Raw genomic sequence first — 25,896 nt, forward strand, 5'->3', positions numbered from 1 at the left:
GCAGCATACGCGATCCGCGCGCGCAGACAAGTTAGGCTAATTCCCAGCGCGCCTCGAGCTTTTCGATGGCGGCGATGCGCGCCGCGGCGGGCGGATGCGACATCAGCCAGGCCGGCGCCCCGGCGCGTCCCGCGCCCGCCAGCCGGTCGAGCTTGCGAAACAGGCTTTTCTGCGGCTCGGTGCCCAGCCCGGCCTTGACCATCAGCGCGCTGGCGAAGGCGTCGGCCTCGAACTCGTCCTGGCGCGACAGGCGCGCGGCGATGGCGCTGGCGGCGAGATTGGCAATCCAGACGCCGATGCCGGGCAGGAAACGGCCCAGGACGCCCGCCAGCACCATGCGCACCACGTTCTGGCCGGCGAAATCCACCATGCGGCGCCGGGTATGGCCATGGGCGACATGGCCCAGCTCATGCGCGATGACCGATGCCAGCTCGGCCTCGGTCACTTCGCCGCGGTCCAGCCGGTCGAGGAAACCGCGGGTCAGGAAGATGCGGCCATCCGGCGCGGCCAGCCCGTTCACATGGCCGACCTCGTAGACATGCGCCTGCACCCGCGGCAGGTCCATGGCCCGGCCCAGCCGTTCCAGCATCGGCACCAGCCGGGGGTGCTGCAGCGGCGTGGACTTCTGGTTCAGCTCGGCCTTGAGCCGCCATGCGGAAAAGAACCACATCGCGGCGGCATAGAGCAGGATCAGCAGGATCGGCGTGAATTTCAGCATAAGCGCAATATGGGCATGGCGCGGCGCTCAGCCAAGGATGCGCATGGCCTGGGTCAGCCCCTCCAGCGTCAGGGGCTGCATGCGATCCTCGAATATCTCGCGAATCATGTCGATCGAGCGGGTATGCGGCCAATGCGCGCGGGGCACCGGGTTCAGCCAGACATGGTCGGGCCAGGTCTCGCGCAGGCGCCGCAGCCATGTCTCGCCCGATTCGGGGTTCCAGTGTTCGTTGGCGCCGCCGGGGATGGCGATCTCATAGGGCGACATCGCGGCGTCGCCGACGAAGATCGCCTTGTAGTCGCGGCCGAAGCGGTTGATGACCTCCCACGTCGGCGTGGTTTCGGTCCAGCGGCGGCGGTTGTCCTTCCACAGCGCCTCGTAGACGCAATTGTGGAAATAGAAATGCTCCAGGTGCTTGAACTCGGCGCGGGCGGCCGAGAACAGCTCGTCCACCAGCCGGGAATGGTCGTCCATGCTGCCGCCGGCATCCAGGAACAGCAGCACCTTGACGGCATTGTGGCGCTCGGGCCGGGTCTGGACGTCGATATAGCCATGCTCGGCGCTGGCGCGGATGGTGCCGGGCAGGTCCAGCTCCTCGAGCGCGCCGTGGCGGGCCCATTGCCGCAACCGCTTCAGCGCCACCTTGATGTTGCGGGTGCCGAGTTCCACCGAATCGTCGAAATCGCGGAACTCGCGCTTGTCCCAGACCTTGACGGCGCGGCGGTGGCGGCTTTCGTGCTGGCCGATCCGCACGCCCTCGGGGTTGTAGCCATAGGCGCCGAAGGGCGAGGTGCCGGCGGTGCCGATCCATTTGTTGCCGCCCTGGTGGCGGCCCTGCTGCTCGGCCAGCCGCTCGCGCAGGCGCTTCATCAGCTCCTCGAAGGAACCGGCGCCCTCGACGGCGGCGCGTTCCTCGGGGGTCAGCAGCTTCTCGGCCAGCTTTTCCAGCCATTCGCGCGGGATCGAGACCTCGTTCACCAGCGCCTCGACCGGGATCTCGTCGAGGCCCGCGAAGGCTTCGGCAAAGGCGCGGTCGAATCGGTCGATATGCGCCTCGTTCTTGACCAGCGTGGCGCGGGCGAGGTGATAAAAGCCCTCGGGCGACCAGTCCGACAGCCCGGCCTGCAGCCCCGCCAGCAGGTCCAGGTATTCCCGCAGGCTGGCCGGCACCCCATGGCGGCGCAGACTGTCGAGGAAGGGCCGGAACATCAGCCCATCCGGCTGAGCAATATGGTCAGGAACAGCCCCAGCACGGTCAGCGCCAGGGCATGGGCGGCGGCATATTGCAGCTTGTCGGCGCGGCTGCCGCCGGCTTTCGCGGCGCGCATCCAGCCGAACGCTGCGCCAATCAGGAAGGCGGCGATCACGATCATGGGCAGGGCATAGCCCGCCCCCGCGCCCCTGTCGAGAGGCACGCCCCACGCACGCCCCCTTGAAGGCGTGGCGGCCGCAGGTTACTTTCGGTCCAACTTGTTATCGGAGGGCGTGACCATGGCGCCCAGGCGTCCTGCGGGTGCGGACGCGTTCCCGAGAAAAACGGTCGAGCCTTTCGTCACCCGCCCGGCCGAGGACGGGCCGCTCTATGCGGCCTTGGATCTTGGCACCAACAGCTGCCGGATGCTGATTGCCCGTCCCGCGGGCAGCCAGTTCCAGGTGGTGGACAGTTTCTCGAAGCCGGTCCAGCTTGGGCACGGCCTCGAGGCATCAGGCAGGCTGTCGCGTCCCTCGATGGCGCGGACGGTGCATGCCTTGCAGGTGTGCCGGCGCAAGCTCGAGGCGCACAAGGTCGTGCGCATGCGCCTTGTCGCCACCGAGGCCTGCCGGCGGGCCAGGAACAGCCGCGACTTCCTGCGCATGATCCGGCGCGAGACCGGCCTGCCGGTCGAGATCATCGACGCCGAGGAAGAGGCGCGGCTGGCCGTGATCTCTTGCGCGCCGCTGGTCAGCCAGCGCACCGAGCAATTGCTGGTGGTGGATATCGGCGGCGGCTCGACCGAGCTGGTCTGGATCGACCTCGAGGATGTCGAGCCCAAGGAACGCTCGCGCGCGATCATGCGGCTGGGCAATGGTTTCACTGACCCGCAGCCGGGCGGCGCGCGGGTGGTGGACTGGATCAGCGTGCCGCTGGGCGTGGCCACGCTGCGCGACCAGTTCGAGGATGTCGAGGACGACCAGGGCCGCTTTGCCCTGATGTCCTGGCATTTCGAGGAGATGCTGGCGGATTTCGCCCCCTATGCGCTGGCCCAGACCATGCGGGAGGGGTTCCAGATCATCGGCACCTCGGGCACCGTGACCACGGTTGCGGCCAGCCATCTGGGCCTGCGCCGCTATGACCGGACCAAGGTGGACGGGCTGACCATGACCACGGCCCAGATCGACCGGGTGATCCGCGACTACCTGGCGCTTGGCCCCGAGGGGCGGCGCGCCGATCCGCGCATCGGGCGGGAACGCCATGCGCTGATCATGTCGGGCGCGGCGATCCTGCAGACGCTGATGCGGGTCTGGCCGACGACGCGGCTTTCGGTCGCCGACCGCGGCCTGCGCGAGGGGCTGCTTTATGTGCAGATGGTCAAGGACGGGGTGCTGGCCCCGGATGGAATGAACGGGGTGGCTTGAAGATGAGCGAAGGCAAGAAGCCGGGCGAGGGGCGCAAAAGCTCGGGCCGCGGCCAGCGCGACCTGCGGGTGCGGGTGAAATCGGCCAAGGGGCGCAAGCTTTCCAGCACGCTGTGGCTGGAGCGGCAGCTGAACGACCCCTATGTCGCGCGCGCCAAGCGCGAGGGCTATCGCGGCCGCGCCGCCTACAAGATCCTGGAACTGGACGACAAGTATCGCTTCCTGGTGCCCGGCGCGCGGGTGGTCGATCTGGGCTGCGCGCCCGGCGGCTGGTGCCAGGTGGCGGTCGCGCGCGTGAACGCGCTTGGCGACAAACCCGGCAAGAAGGTCGGCCGGGTGCTGGGCGTCGACCTGCAAGAGGTCGATCCGATTCCGGGGGCCGAGATCCACCAGCTCGACTTCCTGTCCGACGGCGCCGACGCGCAGGTCAAGGCCTGGCTGGGCGGGCGGGCCGATGTGGTGATGTCGGACATGGCGGCGGCCTCGTCGGGGCACAAGGGCACCGACCACCTGCGCATCGTGGCGCTGGTCGAGGCGGCGGCGCAGCTGGCCTTCGACGTGCTGGAGCCGGGCGGCACCTTCGTCGCCAAGGTTCTGGCCGGCGGGGCCGAGACCGAGATGCAGGCCATGCTCAAGCGCAATTTCCGCAAGGTGGCGAATGTGAAGCCGCCGGCCAGCCGCTCGGATTCCTCCGAGAAATTCGTGGTGGCGCAGGGGTTTCGCGGCCAGGACGCGGACGAAACCGACCAGGGCTGAGCCGCCCCTGGGCGTCCCCCAGGCCGGCCACCGCGCAGGGCGGCGGTGCCGGCGCGCCGGTCCTGCCGCGGGCGGGCCGCGGCGCTGCCGCTTGCAAAGCCCGCCCATGCTTGCCAGAACTTCGGGCGAAACTGGCTGGGAATGATAGCATGAGTCTTTACGTGGCCCTTCAGATGGACCCGGTCGAGCATGTCTCGATCGACGGTGACAGCACGTTCCGGCTGGGGCTGGAGGCCGAGGCTCGCGGCCACCGGCTGTTCCAGTATACCGCCGACCGGCTGAGCTATTGCGAGGGGCGGGTCATGGCCCGCGGCCGCCCGATCAGCCTGCGCCGCGAACAGGGCAACCATGTGACCTTCGGCGACTGGGCCGACGTGGACCTGTCGGAATTCGACGTGGTCTGGCTGCGCCAGGACCCGCCCTTCGACATGGGCTATATCACCACCACGCATCTGCTGGACCGGGTGCACCCCTCGACCTATGTCGTCAACGACCCCTTCTGGGTGCGCAACAGCCCCGAGAAGCTGCTGGTGCTGGATTTCCCCGAACTGACGCCGCCCACGCTGATCACCCGCGAACTGGCGCAGATCCGCGCCTTCCGCGAGCGGCACGGCGATTTCATCCTCAAGCCGCTCTACGGCAATGGCGGGGTCGGCATCTTCCACATGCGGCCCGACGATCCGAACCTGTCCTCGCTGGTCGAGACCTTCCTGTCGAACAGCCGCGAGCCGATCATCGCGCAGAAATACCTGCCCGCCGTGGTCCGCGGCGACAAGCGCATCATCCTGGTCGATGGCGAGCCGGTCGGCGCGATCAACCGCGTCCCGGCCGCGGGCGAGGCGCGCTCCAACATGCATGTCGGCGGCCGGCCGGAAAAGATCGGCCTGACCGAGCGCGAATACGAGATCTGCGCCCGCATCGGCCCGGTGCTGCGCGAAAAGGGGCTGATCTTCACCGGCATCGACGTGATCGACGGCTGGCTGACCGAGATCAACGTGACCTCGCCCACCGGCATCCAGGAGCTTGAGCGTTTCGACGGCATCAACGCCGCGGCGCTGATCTGGGACGCCATCGAGCGGCGGCTGGCCGAGCGGGGCTGACCCGCGGCCGCGGGGTCGGCGCGGGGGCGGATTGGCCTGTCGCGATGCCGGCCCGGTGTGGACCGGCCCGGCGTGGAAAGGTGCCGCGCCGCCATGCCCTGGCGGCGGGCGAGCCGGTTTTCGGCAAGAGGGAGCCAGCCCCGCGGCTTGCCCTTTCTCCCAGCCGCATGGCTCGAACCTGGCCGCCGGCCTTGCGGCGCCGCCTGTTCTGGCAACCATCCTTTCTGCCACCTGCCACCTGCCACCTGCCACCTGCCACCTGCCGCCTGCCGCCTGCCGCCTGCCACCTGCCGCCTGCCACCTGCCGCCATGGCGACTCCTTCCCCGCCCCTCAATCCGGGCGGCCGAAGGGCAGGCGATAGGACAGCGCCTCGGCCAGGTGCGGCTGGCGGATCGCGGCCGAGGCGTCCAGGTCGGCGATGGTGCGTGCGCTGCGCAGGATGCGGTGATAGCCGCGCGGGGTCAGCCCCAGCCGCTCGGCCGCCAGCGCCAGCAGCGACCGGCATTCGCCGTCGAGCGGCGCGATCTCCTCCAGCAGCCGGCCCGAGGCGTCGGCGTTCACCCGCGCTGTCGGGTGATCGGCAAAGCGGGCGGCTTGCAGCGCGCGGGCGGCGGCCACGCGCAGGGCGACGCTGGCCGAGCTTTCGCCGGTGGCGGGCAGGCCCAGATCCTCGATCGCGACCTGCGGCACCTCGATGCGCAGGTCGAACCGGTCCATCATCGGCCCCGAGATGCGGCCCAGGTAATCCGCCCCGCAGCGCGGTGCCTTGGAACAGGCGCGGCTGGCATCCGCGATCTCGCCGCAGCGGCAGGGATTGGCGGCCGCGACCAGCAGGAAACGCGCCGGATAGCGGATATGGGCATTGGCGCGCGAGACGTGGATCTCGCCGGTCTCGATCGGCTCGCGCAAGGCGTCGATCACCCGGCGCTCGAACTCGGGCAGCTCGTCCAGGAACAGCACGCCGTTATGCGCAAGGCTCGCCTGGCCGGGCCGGGCGTTGCGCCCGCCGCCCACCATCGCCGCCATCGAGGCGGTGTGATGCGGCTGGCGAAAGGGGGCGGTGCGCGAGATGCCGCCCTCGGCCAGCAGGCCGGCGACGGAATGGATCACCGAGGTCTCCAGCGCCTCCTGCGGGCTCAGCGGCGGCAGGATGCCGGGCAGGCGGGTTGCCAGCATCGACTTGCTGGCGCCGGGCGGGCCGATCATCAGCAGGTGGTGGCGGCCGGCGGCGGCGATCTCCAGCGCCCGGCGGGCGCGTTCCTGGCCCTTGACCTCGGCAAGGTCGGCCTCGAACACGGCTTCCGCCAGCTCGCCCGGTGCGGCGCGGGCCAGGGGCGCGCGGTCGGTCAGGTGATCGACCACCTCGCGCAGGCTCTGCGGCGCCAGGACCGGCACGGTGCCGACCCACGCCGCCTCGGCCCCGCAGGCGCGCGGCACCAACAGCGCGCGGCCGTCCTCGGCCGCGGCCACGGCGGCGGGCAGGGCGCCTGCGACCGGCGACAGCCGCCCATCCAGCGCCAGTTCCCCCAGCGCCACCACCCGCTCCAGCGCCTCGGCCGGGACGATCTCCAGCGCGGCCAGCACCGCAAGCGCGATGGGCAGGTCGAAATGCGAGCCCTCCTTGGGCAGGTCGGCGGGCGACAGGTTCACCGTCACCCGGCGCGAGGGCATGGCGATGGACAGCGCCCCGAAGGCGGCCTTCACCCGTTCCCGCGCCTCGCTGACGGATTTGTCGGGCAGGCCGACGATGCCGAATCCCGGCAGGCCCGGCGAGACCGAGCATTGCACCTCGACCAGCCGCGCCTCGACCCCGTCGAAGGCCACGGTATAGGCAATCGCCGCCATCGGCACTTCTCCCCTGCACCGGGGCAGGCTTAACCCGCAGGGTTTAAAGAATGGTTAACGGGTTCGGCTTGCTTGTTCCGGGCCGCGCTTGCGCCTATGTGCAGGGCGGATGACACGGGGCACATACGGGGCACAGGGAAACGACCATGCAAGGCAGCCGCATATTGCTGATCGTCGGCGGGGGCATCGCCGCATTCAAGATACCCGAGTTGGTCCGCATGATCCGGCGCGAGGGCGGCTCGGTCGTGCCGGTGCTGACCCAGGCGGGGGCCGAGTTCGTGACACCCCTGACCCTCTCGGCCCTGGCCGAGGCGCCCTGCCATACCGAGCTGTTCGACCTGACGCGCGAATCGGAGATGGGCCATATCCAGCTGTCGCGCGCCGCCGACCTGGTGGTGGTCGCCCCGGCCACGGCGAATCTGCTGGCGCGGATGGCGGCGGGGATGGCGGACGACCTGGCCTCGACCCTGCTGCTGGCGACCGACAAGCCGGTGCTGGCGGCGCCGGCGATGAACGTGCGCATGTGGCAGCATCCGGCGACGCAACGTAACCTGGAGACGCTGGAGAACGACGGCATCCGCTTCGTCGGCCCTGACGAGGGCGACATGGCCTGCGGCGAATACGGCCCCGGCCGCATGGCCGAGCCGCAGACGATCCTGGCGGCGATCCGCGCGGCGCTGGGGCGCGACCGGCCGCTGCGCCTGCCGCCCGAGGCGGTGGTCTCGCTGCCCGCCCGCGTGCTGGCGGGGCGGCATGTCATCGTGACCTCGGGGCCCACGCATGAGCCCATCGACCCGGTGCGCTATATCGCCAACCGCTCCAGCGGGGCGCAGGGCGCGGCCATCGCCGCGGCGCTGCGCGACCTGGGCGCGCGGGTCAGCTTCGTCACCGGCCCGGCCGAGGTGCCGCCGCCCCAGGGCGTCGAGGTGATCGCCGTCCAGACCGCGCGCGAGATGCGCGAGGCGGTCGAGGCGGCCTTGCCTGCCGATGCCGCGGTCATGGCGGCGGCGGTCGCCGACTGGCATGTCGCCAATGCCCGTCCGGGCAAGATCAAGAAGGACGGCTCGGGCAAGCTGCCCGAACTGAAATTCGCCGAGAACCCCGACATCCTGGCCTGGATCAGCCGGCTCGACCGCGACCGGCCGGCGCTGGTGGTGGGCTTTGCCGCCGAGACCGACGACGTGCTGGACAATGCCACCCGCAAGCGCAAGCGCAAGGGCTGCGACTGGATCGTCGCCAATGACGTGAACCCCGAGACCGGGATCATGGGCGGGACCGAGAATGCGGTCACGCTGATTTCGGAGGAAGGGGCGGAAAGCTGGCCGCGCCTGACCAAGGACGAGGTGGCGCGCCGCCTGGCCGGCCGCATCGCCGAGGCGCTGAGCCCCGCCGGCCAGGGCCTGCCGGAGGACCACGGATGAGCAGCGGCCGGGTCTACCTGGACTGGAACGCCACCGCGCCGCTGCGCCCCGAGGCGCGCGAGGCGATGCTGGCGGCGATGGAAATCGTCGGCAACCCTTCCTCGGTCCATGCCGAGGGGCGGGCGGCGAAATCCGCGCTGGAGCGCGCGCGCGAGGACGTCGCCGTGGCGCTTGGCGCCGAGGGGGCGGACGTGATCTTCACCTCGGGCGCGACCGAGGCGGCGGCGCTGGCGCTTCAGGGCCGGGGCCTTGTCTGCTCGGCGGTCGAGCATCCGGCGGTCCTGGCCTGGTGCGAGGCATCGCTGCCCGCGGACCGCGCGGGGCTGGTCGCCGTCGCCGATCCCGCCCGCACCGCGCTGCAACTGGCCAATTCCGAAACCGGGGTGATCCAGGACCTGCCGCAGGGCCTGGCGGTCAGCGACCTGACGCAGGCCTTCGGCAAGATCCCCCTTGCCTTCAACTGGCTGGGGATCGAGGCCGGCATCGTCAGCGCCCACAAGCTGGGCGGGCCGCGCGGCATCGGCGCGCTGGTGGTCCGCCGCGGCACCGAGGTCGAGGCGCGCATCAAGGGCGGCGGCCAGGAACAGGGCCGCCGCGCCGGGACCGAGAATCTGATCGGCATCATGGGCTTTGCAGCGGCCGCAAAAGCGGCGCAGAATGATCTGGATCAAGGAATCGGGGAAAAAGTGTCGCAACTGCGCGATTCCCTGATGGCCACACTGGAATCCGGGGCGGAAATGGTTACATTTCCGGGGCGCGAGGCCCGCCGCCTGCCCAATACATTGTCGATCCTGACGCCGGGATGGCGCGGAGAGACGCAGGTGATGCAGATGGACCTGGCCGGATTTGCCGTCTCGGCAGGCTCGGCCTGTTCATCGGGCAAGGTCCGGCCAAGTTCGGTTCTGACGGCCATGGGCATCGCGGCGGAATGGGCGGGCGATGCGATCCGCGTCTCGATCGGCCCGGCGACGGAGCCTCGGGACGTGATGCGTTTTGCGGATGCCTGGCTTGCGGCGCATGGCCGCTGGCGGCAAAGGAATGATTGGCGGGCGACCGCGGGAAGGGTTTGAGATGACTGTAGAGATCGGCGAGGCAATCGAAATCCGCGAGGGCGTAGACCGCGAGACCGTCGAGACCGTCCAGAACATGGGGTCGTACAAATACGGCTGGGATACCGAGATCGAGATGGAATATGCCCCCAAGGGCATCAACGAGGACATCGTCCGGCTGATCTCGAAGAAGAACGAGGAACCGGAATGGATGACCGAGTGGCGGCTGCAGGCCTTCCGCCGCTGGCAGACCATGACCGAGCCGAAATGGGCGATGCTCAACTATCCCGAGATCGACTATCAGGACCAGTATTACTACGCCCGCCCGAAAAGCATGGCCGAAAAGCCCAAGTCGCTGGACGAGGTCGATCCCAAGCTGCTGGCCACCTATGAAAAGCTGGGCATCCCGCTGAAGGAGCAGATGATCCTGGCCGGGATCGAGGGCGCCGAGGGCGCGCCCGCCGAAGGGCGCAAGGTCGCGGTCGATGCGGTCTTCGACAGCGTCAGCGTCGGCACCACCTTCAAGGACGAACTGGCCAAGGCCGGCGTCATCTTCTGCTCGATCAGCGAGGCGATCCGCGAGCATCCCGAGCTGGTGCGGAAATACCTGGGCTCGGTCGTGCCGCAGTCGGACAATTTCTTCGCCACGCTGAACTCGGCGGTCTTCTCGGACGGCAGCTTCGTCTATGTGCCGCCGGGGGTGCGCTGCCCGATGGAGCTGTCCACCTATTTCCGCATCAATGCCGAGAATACCGGCCAGTTCGAGCGCACGCTGATCATCGCCGACAAGGGCGCTTACGTCAGCTACCTGGAAGGCTGCACCGCGCCCAAGCGCGACGTGGCCCAGCTGCACGCCGCGGTGGTCGAGATCGTCGTGCTGGAGGATGCCGAGGTCAAGTATTCGACCGTGCAGAACTGGTTCCCCGGCGACGAGGAAGGCAAGGGCGGCATCTACAACTTCGTCACCAAGCGCGCCGATTGCCGCGAGGCGCGGGCCAAGGTGATGTGGACCCAGGTCGAGACCGGCTCGGCGATCACCTGGAAATACCCCTCCTGCATCCTGCGCGGCGACGAGTCGCAGGGCGAGTTCTATTCGATCGCCATTGCCAACAACCACCAGCAGGCCGATACCGGCACCAAGATGATCCATCTTGGCAAGAACACTCGCTCGCGCATTGTTTCCAAAGGGATTTCTGCCGGGCAGGCGCAGAATACCTATCGCGGCCTCGTGACCATGCATCCGCGCGCCAAGAACAGCCGCAACTATACGCAATGCGACAGCCTGCTGATCGGCGACAAATGCGGCGCCCATACCGTGCCCTATATCGAGGTCAAGAACACCTCGAGCCGCGTGGAGCATGAGGCGACCACCAGCAAGGTGGACGACGACCAGCTGTTCTATTGCCGCTCGCGCGGCATGGACGAGGAAGAGGCGGTCGCCCTGGTGGTGAACGGCTTCTGCCGCGAGGTCTTGCAGGCCCTGCCGATGGAATTCGCCATGGAGGCGCAATCGCTGGTCGCCATCAGCCTGGAGGGGTCGGTCGGATGATCGTCACCACCACCCCCGGCATCGAGGGCCGCCGCATCAGCGCCTATCACGGCGTGGTGACCGGCGAGACCATCATCGGCGCCAATATCTTTCGCGACATCTTCGCCGGGATTCGCGACATCGTGGGCGGCCGTTCGGGCGCCTATGAATCCGCGCTGGCCTCGGCCCGCGAAACCGCCCTGTCCGAGATGCAGGACCGCGCGGCCGCCCTGGGCGGCAATGCCGTGGTCGGCGTCGATCTGGACTATGAAGTCATCAACAACATGCTGATGGTGTCCGCCTCGGGCACCGCCGTAAGCGTCGAATAGGAACGAACCATGCTGGAAATCAAGAACCTGCACGTCAAGCTCGAGGATGAGGACAAGCAGATCCTCAAGGGCGTCGATCTGACCGTCCCGGCTGGCGAGGTCCATGCCATCATGGGGCCGAACGGCTCGGGCAAGTCCACGCTGTCCTATGTGCTGTCGGGTCGCGACGGCTATGAAGTCACCGGCGGCGAGGCCACGCTGGACGGCGAGAGCCTGCTGGAGATGGAGCCCGAGGAACGCGCTGCCGCCGGCCTGTTCCTGGCCTTCCAATACCCGGTCGAGATCCCCGGCGTGGGCAATATGACCTTCCTGCGCACCGCGGTGAACGCGCAGCGCAAGGCGCGCGGCGAGGAAGAACTGTCCTCGGCCGATTTCCTCAAGCTGATCCGCCAGAAGGCGGCGACGCTGAAGATCGACAGCGAGATGCTGAAGCGCGCGGTCAACGTCGGCTTCTCGGGCGGCGAGAAGAAGCGCAACGAGATCCTGCAGATGGCCATGCTCGAGCCGCGCATGTGCATCCTGGACGAGACCGATTCCGGCCTTGACGTGGACGCGATGCGGCTGGTGGCCGAGGGCGTGAACGCCCTGCGCTCGCCCGACCGCAGCTTCCTGGTCATCACCCATTACCAGCGGCTTCTGGACCATATCCGGCCCGACGTGGTGCATATCATGGCCGACGGCCGCATCGTGCGCACCGGCGGCCCCGAACTGGCGCTGGAGGTCGAGCAGAACGGCTACGGCGATCTGCTGGCGGAGGTCGGATGATGGCGGACACGGCTGTTCTTGCCGCGCAGGTGCCCACGGTCGAGGGCAAGGCCCGTCCCGGCGATGCCGCGCTTGCGGCGCGCCTGGACGCGCTGGACCTGCCGCGCGGCGGCTTTACCCGCGCCGCGCGCGAGGATGCGGCGCAGCGGCTGGAGGCCATGGGCCTGCCCGGCGCGCGCGACGAATACTGGCGCTATACCGATCCCGCGCCCTTCAACGCGGCCCGGCCGCAGCCGGTCGAACTGGCGGTGGATGAAACCACCCTGTTCACCGGCATCGACCGGCTGAACCTGGTCTTCGTGGACGGGCGCTTCGACGCCGAGGCCTCGGATGCGCTTGCGGCCGAGGGGGTGCAGGTCGAAAGCCTGGCCGCCGCCGATGCCGGGGCGGATCACTGGGCGGCCGGGCTTTACGGCCGGCTGGAAACCGCGGGCCAGGTGCCGGTCAAGCGACCCTTCGCCGCGCTGAACACGCTGGTCGCCGCCGAGGGCGTGCTGATCCGCGTCACCGGCAAGGTCGAGCGTCCGGTGCATATCACCTATCGCCGCTCGGCGGCGGATGCCGACGTGCATCTGCACCACCTCGTCCAGCTGGAGGAGGGGGCCGAGCTGACGCTGCTGGAAACCGGCTCGATCGGCGCGCGCTCGAACGTGGTGATCGAGGCCGACCTGGGCCGGGGCGCCCGCTTCCATCACATCAGCGCCAAGCGCGCCAACGATCCCAAGCTGGGGCTGGGCCATATCTTTGCCCGCGTCGCTGCCGAAGCGCTGTTCAAGTCCTTCACGCTTTCGGTCAACGGCTCGATGATGCGCAACGAGGCGGTGATCGACATCGCCGGCGACGATGCCGTGGCCCATATCGCCGCCGCCGTGCTGGGCGACGGCGACATCGGCCGCTTCCACCATGACGACACCGTCTTCGTCACCCATGCCGCCGAGCGCTGCGAAAGCCGCCAGGTGTTCAAGAAGGTGCTGAAGAACGGGGCCGAGGGCATCTTCCAGGGCAAGATCCTGGTCAAGCCCGGCGCGCAAAAGACCGACGGTTACCAGATCAGCCAGGGGCTTCTGCTGGACGAGGGCAGCCAGTTCCTCGCCAAGCCGGAACTCGAGATCTATGCCGACGACGTGAAATGCTCGCATGGCTCGACCACCGGCGCGCTGGACGAGACGGCGCTGTTCTACCTGCGCTCGCGCGGGGTGCCCAAGGAGCGCGCCATCGTGCTGCTGGTGCTGTCCTTCCTGGCCGATGCGCTGGACGAGATCGAGGACCAGCGGCTGCGCGACGACATCCTGGGCCGGCTGGAGGACTGGCTGACGGCGCGCGCGGGCAATCCGGGCAAGGCCAGTCCGGGCAAGGCATGAGCCGGGCCGGCATCGTCCCGCGCATCCTGGAAAGCTGGTGGGCGCCGGGCAGGGTAGTTAGGTCCCTGCGCGGCATGCCCGACCGGGCGCTGATCGTCGTGCTGATGGCGGCGATGCTGATCTTTCTGATCGCGCAGGCGCCGGGCCATGCGCGGGATGCGCAGCTCATGCCCGAGGTGCCCCTGGGCGCGCGCATGGGCGGGGCGCTGCTGGCGGTGATGTTCATGATGCCGCTGCTGGCCTATGGGCTGGCGGCGCTGGTTTCGGCGCTGTCGCGGCTGACGCCCTGGCCGGTCGCGCCGCAGGATTCGCGGCTGGCGCTGTTCTGGGCCTTGCTGGCGGTGGCGCCGGCGATGCTGCTGGCGGGGCTGACCGCCGGGCTGGTCGGCCCCGGTGCGGCGCTTGGCGTGACGCGGGCGGTGGCGGGGCTCGGCTTTCTCGTGATATGGGGCGCGGGATTGCGCGCATTGGCGGGGAACGGATGAAACTGGGCGATCTTGGCGATCTGATGGTCCTGACCCTGCGCGACCCCGATGCGGCGGTCGCGGTGCTGCGCGGGCTGGACCTGCCGATGGCGACGCGCTGGATGGTGCTGCTGCTGGCGGTGACGCTGTCCACGCTGCTGGCCGCGCTGTCGCTGCTGCTGTTCCCGATCGAGGTGGACAACCCCGTCTCGCGCATGCTTTCCGAACCGATGACGCTGGCCGGCATCCAGCTGGGCGCCATGGCGCTGTCGGCGCTGTTCGTGGCCCAGATCGGCCGGCTGTTCGGCGGGCATGGCACGTTCGCCGATGCGCTGCTGATCGTCGGCTGGGTCGAGCTGATGCTGGTCGGGCTGCAGGCGGTGCAGGTGGTGATGATGGCGCTGTTCCCGGCCACCGCCACGCTGCTGTCCATGCTGGCCTTTGGCCTTTTCCTCTATCTTGCCGTGACCATGACCAAGGCGCTGCACGGGTTCACCAGCACCGGCAAGGTGGTCGTGGGCCTGATCGGCAGCATTTTCCTGCTTGGCTTCGTGCTGTCGCTGATCGCGGCGGCATTCGGCATCGTCCCCGAGGTGACACCATGAGCTTCGACGTCGAAAAGATCCGTGCCGATTTCCCGATCCTGTCGCGGCAGGTGAACGGCCGGCCGCTGGTCTACCTGGACAATGGCGCCTCGGCGCAAAAGCCGCGCGTGGTGATCGACGCCATCACCCGCGCCTATGAGGCGGAATATGCCAATGTCCATCGCGGCTTGCATTTCCTGTCCAACCTCGCGACCGAGAATTACGAGCGGGTGCGCGCCATCATCGCCCGCTTCCTGAACGCCCCGCGCGAGGACGAGGTGATCTTCACCTCGGGCGCGACCGAGGGGATCAACCTGGTCTCCTATGGCTGGGCCGCGCCGCGGCTGGGGCCGGGCGACGAGATCGTGCTGTCGGTGCTGGAGCATCACGCCAATATCGTGCCCTGGCACTTCCTGCGCGAACGCCAGGGCGTGGCGCTGAAATGGGTCGAGCCCGAGCCCGACGGCTCGCTGCCGCCCGAAAAGGTGCTGGCGGCGGTGGGACCGCGCACCCGGCTGATCGCCGTCACCCATATGTCGAACGTGACCGGCACCGTGGTCGATGTCGGCGCCATCGCGCGGGCGACCGACGTGCCGGTGCTGGCCGACGGGTCGCAGGCCGCCGTGCATATGCCGGTGGACCTGTCCACGCTGGGCGTCGATTTCTACTGCATCACCGGGCACAAGCTCTATGGCCCCTCGGGTTCGGGCGCGATCTGGATCCGGGCCGAGCGCCAGGCCGAGATGCGCCCCTTCATGGGCGGCGGCGACATGATCCGCACCGTCACCCGCGACGGCGTGGATTACGCCGACCCGCCGCTGCGCTTCGAGGCGGGCACCCCCGGCATCGCCAACCAGATCGGCCTGGGCGCGGCGCTGGAATACCTGATGGCGCTTGGCATGGAGAACATCGCCGCGCATGAGCGCGACCTGCGCGACTATGCCCGCGAGCGGCTGCGCAGCCTGAACTGGCTGTCGGTGCAGGGCGACGCGGCCGAGAAGGGCGCGATCTTCTCGATGACGATGCAGGGCGCGCATGCCCATGACATCTCGACCATCCTCGACAAGCGCGGCATCGCGGTGCGGGCGGGAACGCATTGCGCCATGCCCCTGCTGGATTTCTTTGGCCTCAGCGCCACCGCGCGCGCCAGCTTCGCCATGTATAACACCCGCGCCGAGGTCGATGCGCTGGTGGACGGGCTGTCTTTCTGCCGGGAACTGTTCGCCTGACCCCTCCGGCGTAATATTCGTTCCTTCGTAGGCATGCGTCAATTTGCGGCGGCGCCCGATTCTGGCGGCGTTGTGCCGGCATTGCTAGACTGCATTCAGGAAGCGCGCTCTCTTCGGCCGTAGCGAACCGGCCGACCCTTGGGAGGAAGAGGGCAAATGCCACCGACAAACCGGGCCATGCGTTTGCTCGCATGGGCCTTTTGGGTCGCGGCCGCGATGGCCGCGCCGGCGCAGGCGCAGGAGGCGCCTGCCGTTCCGGGCAGCGGCAGCACCGCCGACCATTCGAAATTTCCGGCGCTGAAGGGGCCCTTCTCATCGGGGCTGGAAGTCACCCAGGCCTGCCTGTCCTGCCATACCGAGGCGGGCGACCAGGTCATGCACACGCTGCACTGGACATGGGACTATACCCATGCCGAAACTGGGCAGAAGCTGGGAAAATCCAGCGTCATCAATTCGTTTTGCGGCAATGTCGGCTCGAACGAGGCGCGCTGCACATCCTGCCACGCCGGCTATGGCTGGACCGACGTGCGCCAGCCGCCCCCCTCTGACCCGGCGCGGGTTGATTGCCTGGCCTGCCATGACCGTTCCGGCCAATATACCAAGCTCGACAACATGGCGGGCCACCCGCCGCTCGAGCCGGTGCCCGCCGGGGCCAAGACCATCACCGGCGCCGATGCCAAGCCGGTCGATCTGGCGCGGGCGGCGCAATCGGTGGGCGCGCCGGGACGCGACAATTGCGGCAACTGCCATTTCTACGGCGGCGGCGGCGACAACGTGAAGCATGGCGACCTGTCCTCGGCGCTGATCCGGCCGGACCTGGCGACCGATGTGCATATGTCGCCCGAGGGCGGCAATTTCACCTGCCAGACCTGCCATGTCACCGAGGATCACCGCGTCGCCGGCTCGCGCTATGCCGTCGAGGCCAAGGACATCGTCGACGCGCATCTGCTGGGCCAGCCGCGCGATGCCGCGACCTGCGAAAGCTGCCACGGCAACCGGCCCCATGCCGCGACGCCGACGGGGATGAAGCTGAACGACCATACCGACCGCGTCGCCTGCCAGACCTGCCACATTCCGTCCTTTGCCCGCGGCGGCGTCGCGACCAAGACGCTGTGGGACTGGTCGACCGCCGGCAAGTTCAAGGACGGCAAGCCCTTCGCCGAGGAGGAGTTCACCCAGTCCGACGGCCAGCACCTGCATACCTATCTGTCCACCAAGGGCAATTTCGAATGGGCCGAGAACGTGGTGCCCTTCTATGGCTGGTTCAACGGCACGGTCGAATACACCACCGCCGAGACGGTCTTCGATCCGTCGCTGCCGGTCGAGATCAACCGGCTCGAGGGGTCGGCCGCCGACCCGGATGCGCGGATCTGGCCCTTCAAGCAGATGGTCGGCCGCCAGGCCTTCGACACCGAGCGCAACGTGCTTCTGCACAGCCAGGTCTATGGCCCGCAGACCGACACCGCCTTCTGGACGAATTTCGACTGGTCCAAGGCGCTGCAGGCGGCGGCGCATTACATGGGCACGGATTATTCCGGGAAGTTCGATTTCGTCGACACGCAGATGTATTGGCCGATCACCCATATGGTCGCGCCGGCCGAGGATGCGCTGAAATGCGGTGCCTGCCACCGGCCGGAAGGCCGCATGGCCGGAATCACCGGCGTCTATATTCCCGGCACCGGCCTGCCGCCGGGCGGGATCATCGGGCTGGCCCTGCTGGCGATGGCGGTCGCGGGCGTGGCCGGGCACGGGCTTCTGCGCCTGCTTGGCAGGAAGGGAAAGGGGGCGCATCATGGCTGAGCGCAAGGTTCTGGTCTATACCCGCTTCAACCGGCTGTGGCACTGGAGCCAGGCGGCCTCGATCCTGGTCCTGCTGTTCACCGGGCTGCGGATCATGGGGCTGCACGGGGTTCTGACCTTCGGCCTGGCGGTGACGATCCATTCCGTCGTCGCGGTGGCGCTGATGCTGCTCTGGGCCTTCACCGCCTTCTGGCTGCTGACGACCGGGACGTGGCGGCAGTTCGCGCCGCGCCGGGCGGGGCTGTGGCAGGTCGCGCGCTTCTATGCCTGGGGGGTGTTCCGCGGCGAGGAGCACCCCTATCGCAAGGTGCTGCGGCGCCGGCACAACCCCCTGCAGGCGCTGGCCTATCTGGCGTTGAAGGTGCTGCTGTTCCCGGCGGTGTTTCTCAGCGGCATTGCCTATCTGGGCTATGGCTTGTGGGACGATCTCGACCCGTCGGGCTGGGCGATCTGGGCGGTGGCCAATATCCACATCCTGACCGCCTTTGCGATCGGCAGCTTCGTGGTGGCGCATGTCTACCTGCTGACCGTCGGCCACGGCTTTCGCGAGCATGTGAAGCCGATGCTGACCGGGTTCGAGACCGTCGACCTGACGCCCGAGCAGGAAGCCTATCTGGCCGCCGAGGAACCCCGGCGCCTGAAGCCCTGACCGGCGATTTGCCATTGCGGGGGCCGGTCCGATCGGCTATGGACCGGCCTGAGGCACCCGTAGCTCAGCTGGATAGAGTGTCGCCCTCCGAAGGCGAAGGTCACAGGTTCGAATCCTGTCGGGTGCGCCATTTCCCCGAACCACCACCGGACATCGGCCGCTTGGGATGTTCCTGCCGGGCTTGGCCAACCACCACGGTTCCCCTGCATTGGCTGCGCGGGAAAGGCCCGCCGCGGCGCGATTCGTTGGCGGGTGGGCAGAGGCTTCCATCCGCCAAGATCAGCGGCGTGGCGTCAGCCACGAGCTGCGCGGCCGGGCTCAGGTCGTTGCGGCTTCCGGCGCGGTTTCGAAGGCGCGGGCGATCTCGGCCTCGGGGCAGCCATTGGCCAGCATCGCCGCCAGCAGGATGCGCGCCTGGCCGGGGCGCAGCAGCCGGGCATGGATGGCACCCGCACGACGCATGTCATGGCCGCCGCCGCCGCCGCCATAGATCGGCGACAGCAGCCCCTCGGGCACCCGGCTGGAGACCACCACCACCACGCCCTGCGCCCGTGCCCGCGCAATGGCGGCGACCAGTTCGGGCGTGGCATTGCCCGATCCCAGCGCCGAGATCACGATGCCCCGCGCCCCGGCGGCCAGGCTGGCCTCGAGATGCAGCCCGTCGCTGCCGGGATGGGTGGCGACGATGTCGACGCGCAGGCCGTCGACCGGGACGGGCAGGGGCTGGGTGACGCTGGGCCCTTCCTCGGCCACGCGGCGAAAGGCGTCCGGCGCGTCCGAGGCGAATTTGTAAAGCCCCCAGACCGGCAGCAGCCGGCCGCCGAAGGCCAGGACCACGCCCCCCTGGCCAGGCGGCTGCAGGGCCGCGCGGACGGCATCGGCCAGGTTGCGCGCCCCGTCCGAACGCGGGTGGTCCGAGGCGAATTGCGCCCCCGTGAACACCACCGGCTTGCGCGGCGCATGCTGCAATTGCACCAGAAGCGCGGTTTCCTCCATCGCGTCGGTGCCGTGCAGGGCGATGATGCCGGCGATGCCGGGGTCGGCCAGCTGGGCCGCCACCGCGTCGCTGATGCGCTGCATGTCGGCCAGCGTCAGGCTGGCGGAATCCTTGGCCAGCACCTCTTGCGGGCGCAGGTCGGCCGCCATCGGCGGCAGCATCGCCAAAAGATCCGCCGCCCCCAGGCTGGGGCTGGCGGCGCCGTTCGTGTCCCGGCTGCTGGCGATGGTGCCGCCGGTGGCAAGCACCGCCAGCAGCGGAATCCGTCCGGTCCCGGTCACGACACGAACTGCATGGTTGCGCAATCCCTCCCTTGCAGAACTGCGGCCGGCTTGGGCGGGCCCGGCCTGCCGCGATCTGTCTGACAGCTTGCGATAAACACAGCCGCCGCCGGGGTCAAGCCCGGCCGGTCGCCCGCACCCTGCGTAATCTTGCGCGGACGGGGGCGAAAGCGGGCGGATCATTGCCGCAGCGGGCCTGCCACCGCAAGATCAGGAATTGGCCGGGCGCTGGCTGATGATCCAGGTCATCGCCTGTTCGACCTCGTCGAGATGGTCGCGCATGGCGGTGCGCGCCTCGGTCTCGGAGCCGGCGGCGATCGCCTCGGCGATGCGGCGATGTTCCAGGTTCGAGGTGATGCGCCGATCCGCCATCAGGTTCACCAGTTCGGACTGCCGCATCAGCGCGTCGCGGGAATCGGTGACGATGCGGGCGAACAGCCGGTTGCGGGCGGCCTCGGCGATCAGGCAGTGGAAATCGGAATCCAGCCGCACCCATTTCAGCGCGTCCTCCTGTCGCTCCATGCTGTCGCAAAGCTGCAAGAGCCGGGCCATGTCCTCGTCGCTGCGGCGCAGGGCGGCCCAGCCGGCGGCGGGGATCTCGATGAAGGGGCGGGCCTCGATCAGCTCGCGCGCCGAATAATTGCCATAGGCAAGCTCCGGCGCCTGCCGGTCCGAGATGACGAAGCTGCCGCTGCCGCTGCGGCTGCGTGTCAGGCCCAGCGTCTGCAGCGAGCGCATGGCCTCGCGGATGATCGGGCGGCTGACGCCGTAATGCTCGGCCAGCTTGGCCTCGGAGGGCAGCCGGATGCCGACCGGCAAGCGGCCGGCCAGTATCGCGCCTCGCAGATCCTCGAACACCGTCTCGGCGGCGTTTTTCCGACTGACCGGGCTCTTATGGGACAACCAATCAGCCACCTTGTTCATGGCGCCAATGTTGCATGTCAGGCGCACCTGTCAAGACGTGCTGTGGGGGAACCGTCTACCAGTACAGAATGGCGGCGCCGAGCAGCCCGGCCAGGCCGGCGATCTGCGCCATGAAAATCAGGTGATAGATCCTCATCCGCGTCGCTCCGCGTCCAGAATCCGGGGAAATCGTTTCTCATCCTGCCGGGGGTCGCGGATTTTTGGAAGTCGGATTCCGGGCGCGGTGAACATTTATCAACTCTGCCCGCCTGGCCCGTGCGGGGTTGCGCCCGCCGCTGCGGTATGGCAGTCAGGGCCGGCGGCGGCGAACGACCCTTGGCGCGATTCTGCGCCCGCATTTCCCATATCCGAACAGCTACAGGTTTTCCGATGCGTGATCCCCTGTTCCGCATGGCCCTGCTTCTTGGCCTGCTTTCCGCCGTCGGTCCCTTTGCGATCGACATGTATCTGCCCGCCCTGCCGCAGGTGGCCAGCGACCTTGGCACCACCGAGGCCGGGGCGGCGCTGACCCTGACCTCGTATTTCATCGTCTTCGGCTTTGCGCAGATGATCTATGGGCCCATGGCCGATGCGGTCGGGCGCAAGAAGCCGCTGGTGATCGGCGTGGCGATCTTTCTGGCCGCCACCGTCGCGGCCAGCCTGGCGCCGACCATCGGCTGGCTGATCGCCGCCCGCGCCTTGCAGGGGCTGGGCGCGGCCACGCTGATGGCGGTGCCGCGCGCGGTGATCCGCGACATGGCGACCGGCCCCGCGGCGGCCAGGATGATGGCGGCGATCATGATCGTGATCTCGGTCTCGCCCATGCTGGCGCCGCTGACCGGATCGGCGGTGATGGCCTGGGGCGGCTGGCGCGAGATCTTCGCCGTGCTGGCCGCGGCCGCCTTGCTGAGCCTGGGGCTGATCCTGTTCGTGCTGCCCGAGACCCTGCCGGCCGAGCGGCGCCGGCCGGTGCGGCTGGCGGCCATGACGGCCGGGGCGCGGCGGCTGCTGTCCGACCGCCGCTTTCTGGGGCTGACCATGATCGGCGGCTTCGGCATGGCCAGCTTCTTCGTGTTCCTGGCCTCGGCGAGCTTCGTCTATACCCGGCAATACGGGCTCAGCCCGACCGGGTTCTCGCTGGCCTTCGCGGTGAATGCGGTGGGCTTCTTCACCGCCTCGCAATTCGCCGGCCGGCTGGCCGAGCGCTTCGGGATGGAGCGGGTGATCTCGCTGGCCATCACCGGCTTTGCCGGGCTGTCGCTGGCGCTATCCCTGGTGGTGCTGGCGGGGTTCGACGCGCTGGCGGTGGTCATCGCCGGGCTGTTTGTGGCCAATGCCTGCCTGGGGCTGGTCATGCCGACGGCCATGGTCATGTCGCTGGACCCGCATCCCGACATCGCCGGGCTCGCCTCGTCGCTGGGCGGGACGCTGCAGATGCTGACGGGCGGGCTGATGATCGCCGTGACCGGGCCGCTCCTGGACAATACCGCGGCGACCATGGTGCCGGCGATCACGCTTTGCGCGGCCCTTGCCTGGGCGGCGGCCGCGGCCTCGCTGCCGCGGCTGCGGCTGCTGGCCTGACCTTCCCGGTTCCGCCCCAGCCTGCGCCGCGCCCTTGCGGGCGGGCAGGGCGCGCTCGGGCCGAAACCCGCATCATGGATCGCGCCGGCGGGCTGGCACGCTGGGCCGGCCCGTCGTGTCGCGCGCCAGCACCCGCTGCCTTTCGGTTAGGATCGGCGGAACCTATCCGCCGGCATATCCGGGCGCGGTCGGAGGCCGCCGCTTGTGCTCGGATCCCTGCCGTCAGGGAATGTTCAGCGCCGTGTCCAGCAGGGTGTTGGGCTGGACCAGCGCCTTCAGCGCGGCCGGGTCGGTGATGGTGACGCGCATGCCGTCGATATGCACGCCATGGTCGCGCAGCGCCTTGAAGGCGCGCGACAGGCTTTCCGGCGTCATGCCCAGGTAAGAGGCCAGCAGCCGCTTTTCCTGCGGCAGCACGAATCCCGCCACGCCGCCCGCGTCCTGCGACCGCTGCCACAGATAGGCGCCCAGCCTTTCGCGGGCATTGCGCAGCTTGAGGTTCTTGGCATGGCGCACCAGGTTGCGATAGCCCTCGGACAGTTCCTGCACCGTGGCCAGGGCAAAGCCGTGGTCGCGCGAAAAGGCCGCGCGCACGTCCACCGCCGGGATCAGCACGATGCGCGAGCGTTGCAGGGTGCGCGCCGACATCAGATAGGGCGCGTCGCGCATGCAGGCGGCCAGGATGAAGGTGGCGACCGGCTGGACCACGGCCATGGTGGTGTCGCGGTCCTGCCAGTTGGCGTAAAGCTCGACCGCGCCCTCCAGCACGACATGCAGGAAATTCGCCACCTCGCCCTGCCGGATCAGCTCCAGCTGGGCGGGAAACACCTGGTCGTAGGCCGCATGGATCAGCGCGTCGAAGCACGGGCTGGTCATGTTGCGAAACAGCGGCAGGTTGCGGATGTCGTTGCGGTCCTCTTCGCGCATAAAGCTGTCCTGTCGGATGGGTCTGGAATCGCCTCTGACATAGCAAAAATCTTGATATTTGTCAATCAATGATGGCATATTTGTCATGAAATGACAGGGAGAATGATGGGTGCCGGATTGAGTATCCTCCAATCCTGACGGCGCAGAATCGAAATCCGGTCGGTTTTCGGGGTGCGGCTGGGACAGGTTGATCCAGATCAAACATTGCCGCCGGGGTCCGTGTTGGGTGAGCGCCACAAACAGCGCGCGAACGTCCCAATCGGAGCATCCGCCATGCCGGACCCAAGTTCCTATTCCCCGATGCAGCAGCAAAAGGCGCTGTGGCTCAGCACCACCGCCTTCACGCTGTGCTTCGCCGTCTGGACGATCTTTTCCATCATCGGCATCACCATCAAGCAGGAACTCGGCCTGACCGAGTTCGAATATGGCGTGCTGATCGCCACGCCCATCCTGACCGGGTCGCTGATCCGGCTGATCCTGGGCGTCTGGACCGAACGCTATGGCGGGCGCCTGGTGTTCTCGTTGCAGATGCTGTTCACCGGCCTTGCCACCTGGGCGCTGACCTGGGCCGACAGCTATGCCACCTTCCTGCTGGCCGCGCTTGGCGTGGGCATGGCGGGCGGTTCCTTCATCATCGGCGTCGCCTATGTCTCGAAATGGTTCCCGGCCCAGCGCCAGGGGACCGCGCTTGGCATCTTCGGCATGGGCAATGTCGGCGCCGCGGTGACCAAGTTCATCGCGCCCTTCATCCTGGTGGCCTGGGGCTGGCAGGCGGTCGCGCAGATCTGGGCGGTGGGCATCGCGCTGATGGGCGTGGTCTTCCTGCTGGTCGCCCGCGACGATCCCGATTTCGAGGCGCGCCGCGCCCAGGGCATCGCCGCGCCGACCCTGGCCGAGCAGTTCGCGCCGCTCAGGAATCTGCAGGTCTGGCGGTTTGCGCTTTACTACTTCTTCGTCTTCGGCGGCTTCGTCGCCCTGGCGCTGTGGCTGCCGCATTACCTGACGCAGGTCTATGGCGTCGACCTGCGGGTGGCCGGCATGGCGGCGGCGGCCTTCAGCCTGTCGGCCAGCATCTTCCGCGCCTATGGCGGCATCCTGTCGGACCGTTTCGGCGCGCGCACGGTGATGTACTGGACCTTCGGCTTCAGCGCGCTGTTCCTGTTCATGCTGTCCTATCCGCCGACCGACTATACCATCCGCGGCAAGGACGGGCTGATCTCGTTCTCGACCGAGATGGGGCTCTGGCCCTTCGTGGTGACGCTCTTTGCGCTGGGCTTCTTCATGAGCCTGGGCAAGGCCGCGATCTTCAAGCACATCCCGGTCTATTACCCGAACCACGTCGGCGCGGTCGGCGGGCTTGTCGGCATGATCGGCGGGCTGGGGGGCTTCGTTCTGCCCATCATCTTCGGCGCGGCGCTGGACCTGACCGGGATCTGGACCTCGTGCTTTGCCCTGCTTTTGCTGATCGTCGTCGTCTCGATGGCCTGGATGCACCTGTCGATCCGCGCCATGGAGCGCCGCGCCCAGGGCCGCGCCCTGGACCGGCTGCCGAACTTTCCCGAACTGGCCGAGGTGCATGACCCCGAGCGCACGGTGATGCCGCGCGTGCTGGACGACTGGCGCCCCGAGAACCCGACCTTCTGGGCCGAGCAGGGCCGCAGGATCGCCCGGCGCAACCTGTGGATCTCGATCCCGGCGCTGACGCTGGCCTTCGCGGTCTGGATGGTGTGGTCGGTGGTCGTGGCCAAGCTGCCGCTGATCGGCTTCGACTTCACGCAGGACCAGCTGTTCTGGCTGGCGGCGCTACCGGCGCTGTCGGGGGCCACGCTGCGCATCTTCTACAGCTTCATGGTGCCGATCTTTGGCGGGCGGCTGTGGACCACGCTGTCCACCGCCTCGCTGCTGATCCCGGCCATGGGCATCGGCTATGCGGTGCAGGATCCCTCGACGCCCTATGTGATCTTCGTGGCGCTGGCGCTGCTTTGCGGGCTGGGGGGCGCGAACTTCGCCTCGTCCATGGCCAATATCAGCTTCTTCTTCCCGAAATCGGAAAAGGGCAACGCCCTGGGGCTGAACGCGGGCCTGGGCAACCTGGGCGTGTCGCTGATGCAGTTCCTGGTGCCCATCGTCATCACCATGGGCGTCTTCGGCGCCATGGGCGGCGCGGCGCAGGAGCTTTCGGACGGCAGCCGGCTTTGGATGCAGAACGCGGGCTTCATCTGGGTGCCCTTCATCATCGCCTCGACCATCGCGGCATGGCTGGGCATGAACGACATCACCGATGCCCGCGCCAGCTTCCGCGAGCAGGCGGTGATCTTTACCCGGCTGCACAACTGGGTGATGTGCCTGCTCTATATCGGCACCTTCGGCAGCTTCATCGGCTATTCGGCGGGCTTCCCGCTGCTGATCAAGCTGGCCTTCCCCGATGTGAACGCGCTGCAATTCGTCTTCCTGGGGCCGCTGGTCGGCGCGCTCAGCCGGGCGGGGACGGGCTGGCTTTCCGACCGGGTCGGCGGCGGGCGCGTGACCTTCTGGGTCTTTGCCGGCATGATCGTGTCGGTGGGGCTGGTGATCGTCTCGCTCCAGGCGCTGTCCTTCTGGGGCTTCTTCGCGGGCTTCATGGCGCTGTTCTTCTTTACCGGGGTCGGCAATTCCTCGACCTTCCAGATGATCCCCGTCATCATGCGCAAGGAAGTCGCCCGGCTTGAGCCGCAGCTTTCCCCCGAGGACCGCCGCCGGCAGTCCGACCGCGAATCCGCCGCGATCATCGCCTTCACCAGCGCGATCGGCGCCTATGGCGGCTTCTTCATACCCAAGGCCTACGGCAGCTCGATCGCGCTGACCGGATCGGCGTTGGGCGCGCTCTGGGCCTTCCTGGGCTTCTACGTGCTGTGCCTTGCCGTGACCTGGGTGTTCTACACCCGGCCGGGCGGGCTTTTGCACGACATCGAACGCGGCCGCGCCCCTGCCGGCGCCGCCACCCCTGCCTGACA

General features: G+C 68.4%; 23 protein-coding genes and 1 tRNA gene. 17 read left to right on the forward strand and 7 right to left on the reverse strand.

Annotated elements, in window-relative coordinates:
• Positions 1-31: 31 nt before the first annotated feature.
• From IT40_RS14510 to IT40_RS28680, 3 genes are read right to left on the reverse strand one after another with little or no spacing between them, the layout of a single operon-like run.
• A complete protein-coding gene (locus IT40_RS14510) occupies positions 32-718 on the reverse strand; it encodes a M48 family metallopeptidase (RefSeq protein ID WP_036756498.1) in 687 nt (228 codons plus the stop codon).
• Between the two features lie 27 nt (positions 719-745).
• On the reverse strand, positions 746-1,927 hold the full coding sequence (locus tag IT40_RS14515) for a vWA domain-containing protein (RefSeq protein ID WP_036756501.1): 1,182 nt from the start codon (positions 1,925-1,927) through the stop codon (positions 746-748).
• Complete coding sequence (locus tag IT40_RS28680; RefSeq protein ID WP_147307311.1) at positions 1,927-2,133, reverse strand: hypothetical protein; 207 nt, start codon at positions 2,131-2,133, stop codon at positions 1,927-1,929. Before IT40_RS28680 ends, IT40_RS14515 begins: the two co-directional genes overlap by 1 nt.
• Before the next feature lie 76 nt (positions 2,134-2,209).
• Here IT40_RS28680 and IT40_RS14520 point away from each other — a divergent pair, with 76 nt between their 5' ends.
• The 3 genes from IT40_RS14520 (at position 2,210) to gshB (ending at position 5,189) form a co-directional block, all read left to right on the forward strand.
• A complete protein-coding gene (locus IT40_RS14520; protein ID WP_036756504.1) occupies positions 2,210-3,334 on the forward strand; it encodes a Ppx/GppA phosphatase family protein in 1,125 nt (374 codons plus the stop codon).
• Positions 3,335-3,336: 2 nt separating this feature from the next.
• A complete protein-coding gene (locus IT40_RS14525; protein ID WP_036756507.1) occupies positions 3,337-4,089 on the forward strand; it encodes an RlmE family RNA methyltransferase in 753 nt (250 codons plus the stop codon).
• 149 nt (positions 4,090-4,238) lie between these two features.
• Positions 4,239-5,189, forward strand: coding sequence for a glutathione synthase (gene gshB, locus IT40_RS14530; protein ID WP_036756510.1), 951 nt, complete (start codon positions 4,239-4,241; stop codon positions 5,187-5,189).
• Between the two features lie 331 nt (positions 5,190-5,520).
• Here gshB and IT40_RS14535 read toward each other — a convergent pair whose 3' ends face one another.
• Positions 5,521-7,035 carry a YifB family Mg chelatase-like AAA ATPase gene (locus IT40_RS14535; protein ID WP_036756512.1) on the reverse strand — a complete coding sequence of 505 codons (1,515 nt, stop codon included), beginning with the start codon at positions 7,033-7,035 and terminating at the stop codon, positions 5,521-5,523.
• Between the two features lie 146 nt (positions 7,036-7,181).
• Here IT40_RS14535 and coaBC point away from each other — a divergent pair, with 146 nt between their 5' ends.
• From coaBC to IT40_RS14595, 12 genes are all read left to right on the forward strand, one after another.
• Positions 7,182-8,456 carry a bifunctional phosphopantothenoylcysteine decarboxylase/phosphopantothenate--cysteine ligase CoaBC gene (coaBC, locus tag IT40_RS14540; protein WP_036756515.1) on the forward strand — a complete coding sequence of 425 codons (1,275 nt, stop codon included), beginning with the start codon at positions 7,182-7,184 and terminating at the stop codon, positions 8,454-8,456.
• Positions 8,453-9,526 carry a cysteine desulfurase family protein gene (locus IT40_RS14545; RefSeq protein WP_036756517.1) on the forward strand — a complete coding sequence of 358 codons (1,074 nt, stop codon included), beginning with the start codon at positions 8,453-8,455 and terminating at the stop codon, positions 9,524-9,526. Before coaBC ends, IT40_RS14545 begins: the two co-directional genes overlap by 4 nt.
• Position 9,527: 1 nt before the next feature.
• Entirely contained in the window at positions 9,528-11,054 is a 1,527-nt protein-coding gene (sufB, locus tag IT40_RS14550) for a Fe-S cluster assembly protein SufB (RefSeq protein WP_036756519.1), read from the forward strand.
• A complete protein-coding gene (locus IT40_RS14555; RefSeq protein ID WP_036756521.1) occupies positions 11,051-11,362 on the forward strand; it encodes a heavy metal-binding domain-containing protein in 312 nt (103 codons plus the stop codon). Before sufB ends, IT40_RS14555 begins: the two co-directional genes overlap by 4 nt.
• A gap of 9 nt (positions 11,363-11,371) precedes the next feature.
• Entirely contained in the window at positions 11,372-12,127 is a 756-nt protein-coding gene (sufC, locus tag IT40_RS14560; protein ID WP_036756524.1) for a Fe-S cluster assembly ATPase SufC, read from the forward strand.
• Complete coding sequence (locus IT40_RS14565) at positions 12,127-13,488, forward strand: SufB/SufD family protein (protein WP_036756615.1); 1,362 nt, start codon at positions 12,127-12,129, stop codon at positions 13,486-13,488. Before sufC ends, IT40_RS14565 begins: the two co-directional genes overlap by 1 nt.
• Positions 13,485-13,973 carry a hypothetical protein gene (locus IT40_RS14570; protein ID WP_036756525.1) on the forward strand — a complete coding sequence of 163 codons (489 nt, stop codon included), beginning with the start codon at positions 13,485-13,487 and terminating at the stop codon, positions 13,971-13,973. Before IT40_RS14565 ends, IT40_RS14570 begins: the two co-directional genes overlap by 4 nt.
• Positions 13,970-14,557 (forward strand): YIP1 family protein, encoded by a 588-nt coding sequence (locus tag IT40_RS14575; protein ID WP_036756528.1) that lies wholly within the window; start codon positions 13,970-13,972, stop codon positions 14,555-14,557. Before IT40_RS14570 ends, IT40_RS14575 begins: the two co-directional genes overlap by 4 nt.
• Entirely contained in the window at positions 14,554-15,765 is a 1,212-nt protein-coding gene (locus IT40_RS14580) for a cysteine desulfurase (protein ID WP_036756531.1), read from the forward strand. Before IT40_RS14575 ends, IT40_RS14580 begins: the two co-directional genes overlap by 4 nt.
• A 177-nt stretch (positions 15,766-15,942) precedes the next feature.
• Entirely contained in the window at positions 15,943-17,565 is a 1,623-nt protein-coding gene (locus IT40_RS14585; RefSeq protein ID WP_036756533.1) for a tetrathionate reductase family octaheme c-type cytochrome, read from the forward strand.
• Positions 17,558-18,214: a cytochrome b/b6 domain-containing protein gene (locus tag IT40_RS14590; protein WP_036756536.1), complete on the forward strand. Its 657-nt coding sequence runs from the start codon at positions 17,558-17,560 to the stop codon at positions 18,212-18,214. Before IT40_RS14585 ends, IT40_RS14590 begins: the two co-directional genes overlap by 8 nt.
• Positions 18,215-18,267: 53 nt before the next feature.
• Positions 18,268-18,344, forward strand: a tRNA-Arg gene (locus IT40_RS14595).
• 188 nt (positions 18,345-18,532) lie between these two features.
• Here the strand turns inward: IT40_RS14595 and IT40_RS14600 are convergent.
• The gene (locus tag IT40_RS14600; RefSeq protein WP_036756539.1) at positions 18,533-19,492 is read right to left on the reverse strand and encodes an asparaginase; all 960 of its coding nucleotides are present in this window, start codon (positions 19,490-19,492) and stop codon (positions 18,533-18,535) included.
• Between the two features lie 210 nt (positions 19,493-19,702).
• A complete protein-coding gene (locus IT40_RS14605) occupies positions 19,703-20,395 on the reverse strand; it encodes a FadR/GntR family transcriptional regulator (protein WP_240540514.1) in 693 nt (230 codons plus the stop codon).
• 390 nt (positions 20,396-20,785) lie between these two features.
• Here IT40_RS14605 and IT40_RS14610 point away from each other — a divergent pair, with 390 nt between their 5' ends.
• Positions 20,786-21,976: a multidrug effflux MFS transporter gene (locus tag IT40_RS14610; protein WP_036756545.1), complete on the forward strand. Its 1,191-nt coding sequence runs from the start codon at positions 20,786-20,788 to the stop codon at positions 21,974-21,976.
• Positions 21,977-22,198: 222 nt separating this feature from the next.
• On the opposite strand, the gene IT40_RS14615 is transcribed toward IT40_RS14610, so the two are convergent.
• Positions 22,199-22,903 (reverse strand): helix-turn-helix domain-containing protein, encoded by a 705-nt coding sequence (locus IT40_RS14615; protein WP_036756548.1) that lies wholly within the window; start codon positions 22,901-22,903, stop codon positions 22,199-22,201.
• Between the two features lie 273 nt (positions 22,904-23,176).
• On the opposite strand from IT40_RS14615, the gene IT40_RS14620 reads away from it, so the two are divergent.
• Entirely contained in the window at positions 23,177-25,894 is a 2,718-nt protein-coding gene (locus IT40_RS14620) for a nitrate/nitrite transporter (RefSeq protein ID WP_036756551.1), read from the forward strand.
• Positions 25,895-25,896: the final 2 nt, after the last annotated feature.

The sequence above is a fragment of the Paracoccus versutus genome, from assembly GCF_000763885.1.
Classification (GTDB): Bacteria; Pseudomonadota; Alphaproteobacteria; order Rhodobacterales; family Rhodobacteraceae; genus Paracoccus; species Paracoccus versutus.

What these genes read in the sequence shown, in the direction of transcription:
- IT40_RS14510 (WP_036756498.1), bottom strand. Translation starts at nt 718, where the DNA reads ATGCTGAAATTCACGCCGATCCTGCTGATCCTGCTCTATGCCGCCGCG.
- IT40_RS14515 (WP_036756501.1), bottom strand. Translation starts at nt 1,927, where the DNA reads ATGTTCCGGCCCTTCCTCGACAGTCTGCGCCGCCATGGGGTGCCGGCC.
- IT40_RS14520 (WP_036756504.1), top strand. Translation starts at nt 2,210, where the DNA reads ATGGCGCCCAGGCGTCCTGCGGGTGCGGACGCGTTCCCGAGAAAAACG.
- IT40_RS14525 (WP_036756507.1), top strand. Translation starts at nt 3,337, where the DNA reads ATGAGCGAAGGCAAGAAGCCGGGCGAGGGGCGCAAAAGCTCGGGCCGC.
- gshB (WP_036756510.1), top strand. Translation starts at nt 4,239, where the DNA reads ATGAGTCTTTACGTGGCCCTTCAGATGGACCCGGTCGAGCATGTCTCG.
- IT40_RS14535 (WP_036756512.1), bottom strand. Translation starts at nt 7,035, where the DNA reads ATGGCGGCGATTGCCTATACCGTGGCCTTCGACGGGGTCGAGGCGCGG.
- coaBC (WP_036756515.1), top strand. Translation starts at nt 7,182, where the DNA reads ATGCAAGGCAGCCGCATATTGCTGATCGTCGGCGGGGGCATCGCCGCA.
- IT40_RS14545 (WP_036756517.1), top strand. Translation starts at nt 8,453, where the DNA reads ATGAGCAGCGGCCGGGTCTACCTGGACTGGAACGCCACCGCGCCGCTG.
- sufB (WP_036756519.1), top strand. Translation starts at nt 9,528, where the DNA reads ATGACTGTAGAGATCGGCGAGGCAATCGAAATCCGCGAGGGCGTAGAC.
- IT40_RS14555 (WP_036756521.1), top strand. Translation starts at nt 11,051, where the DNA reads ATGATCGTCACCACCACCCCCGGCATCGAGGGCCGCCGCATCAGCGCC.
- sufC (WP_036756524.1), top strand. Translation starts at nt 11,372, where the DNA reads ATGCTGGAAATCAAGAACCTGCACGTCAAGCTCGAGGATGAGGACAAG.
- IT40_RS14565 (WP_036756615.1), top strand. Translation starts at nt 12,127, where the DNA reads ATGGCGGACACGGCTGTTCTTGCCGCGCAGGTGCCCACGGTCGAGGGC.
- IT40_RS14570 (WP_036756525.1), top strand. Translation starts at nt 13,485, where the DNA reads ATGAGCCGGGCCGGCATCGTCCCGCGCATCCTGGAAAGCTGGTGGGCG.
- IT40_RS14575 (WP_036756528.1), top strand. Translation starts at nt 13,970, where the DNA reads ATGAAACTGGGCGATCTTGGCGATCTGATGGTCCTGACCCTGCGCGAC.
- IT40_RS14580 (WP_036756531.1), top strand. Translation starts at nt 14,554, where the DNA reads ATGAGCTTCGACGTCGAAAAGATCCGTGCCGATTTCCCGATCCTGTCG.
- IT40_RS14585 (WP_036756533.1), top strand. Translation starts at nt 15,943, where the DNA reads ATGCGTTTGCTCGCATGGGCCTTTTGGGTCGCGGCCGCGATGGCCGCG.
- IT40_RS14590 (WP_036756536.1), top strand. Translation starts at nt 17,558, where the DNA reads ATGGCTGAGCGCAAGGTTCTGGTCTATACCCGCTTCAACCGGCTGTGG.
- IT40_RS14610 (WP_036756545.1), top strand. Translation starts at nt 20,786, where the DNA reads ATGCGTGATCCCCTGTTCCGCATGGCCCTGCTTCTTGGCCTGCTTTCC.
- IT40_RS14615 (WP_036756548.1), bottom strand. Translation starts at nt 22,903, where the DNA reads ATGCGCGAAGAGGACCGCAACGACATCCGCAACCTGCCGCTGTTTCGC.
- IT40_RS14620 (WP_036756551.1), top strand. Translation starts at nt 23,177, where the DNA reads ATGCCGGACCCAAGTTCCTATTCCCCGATGCAGCAGCAAAAGGCGCTG.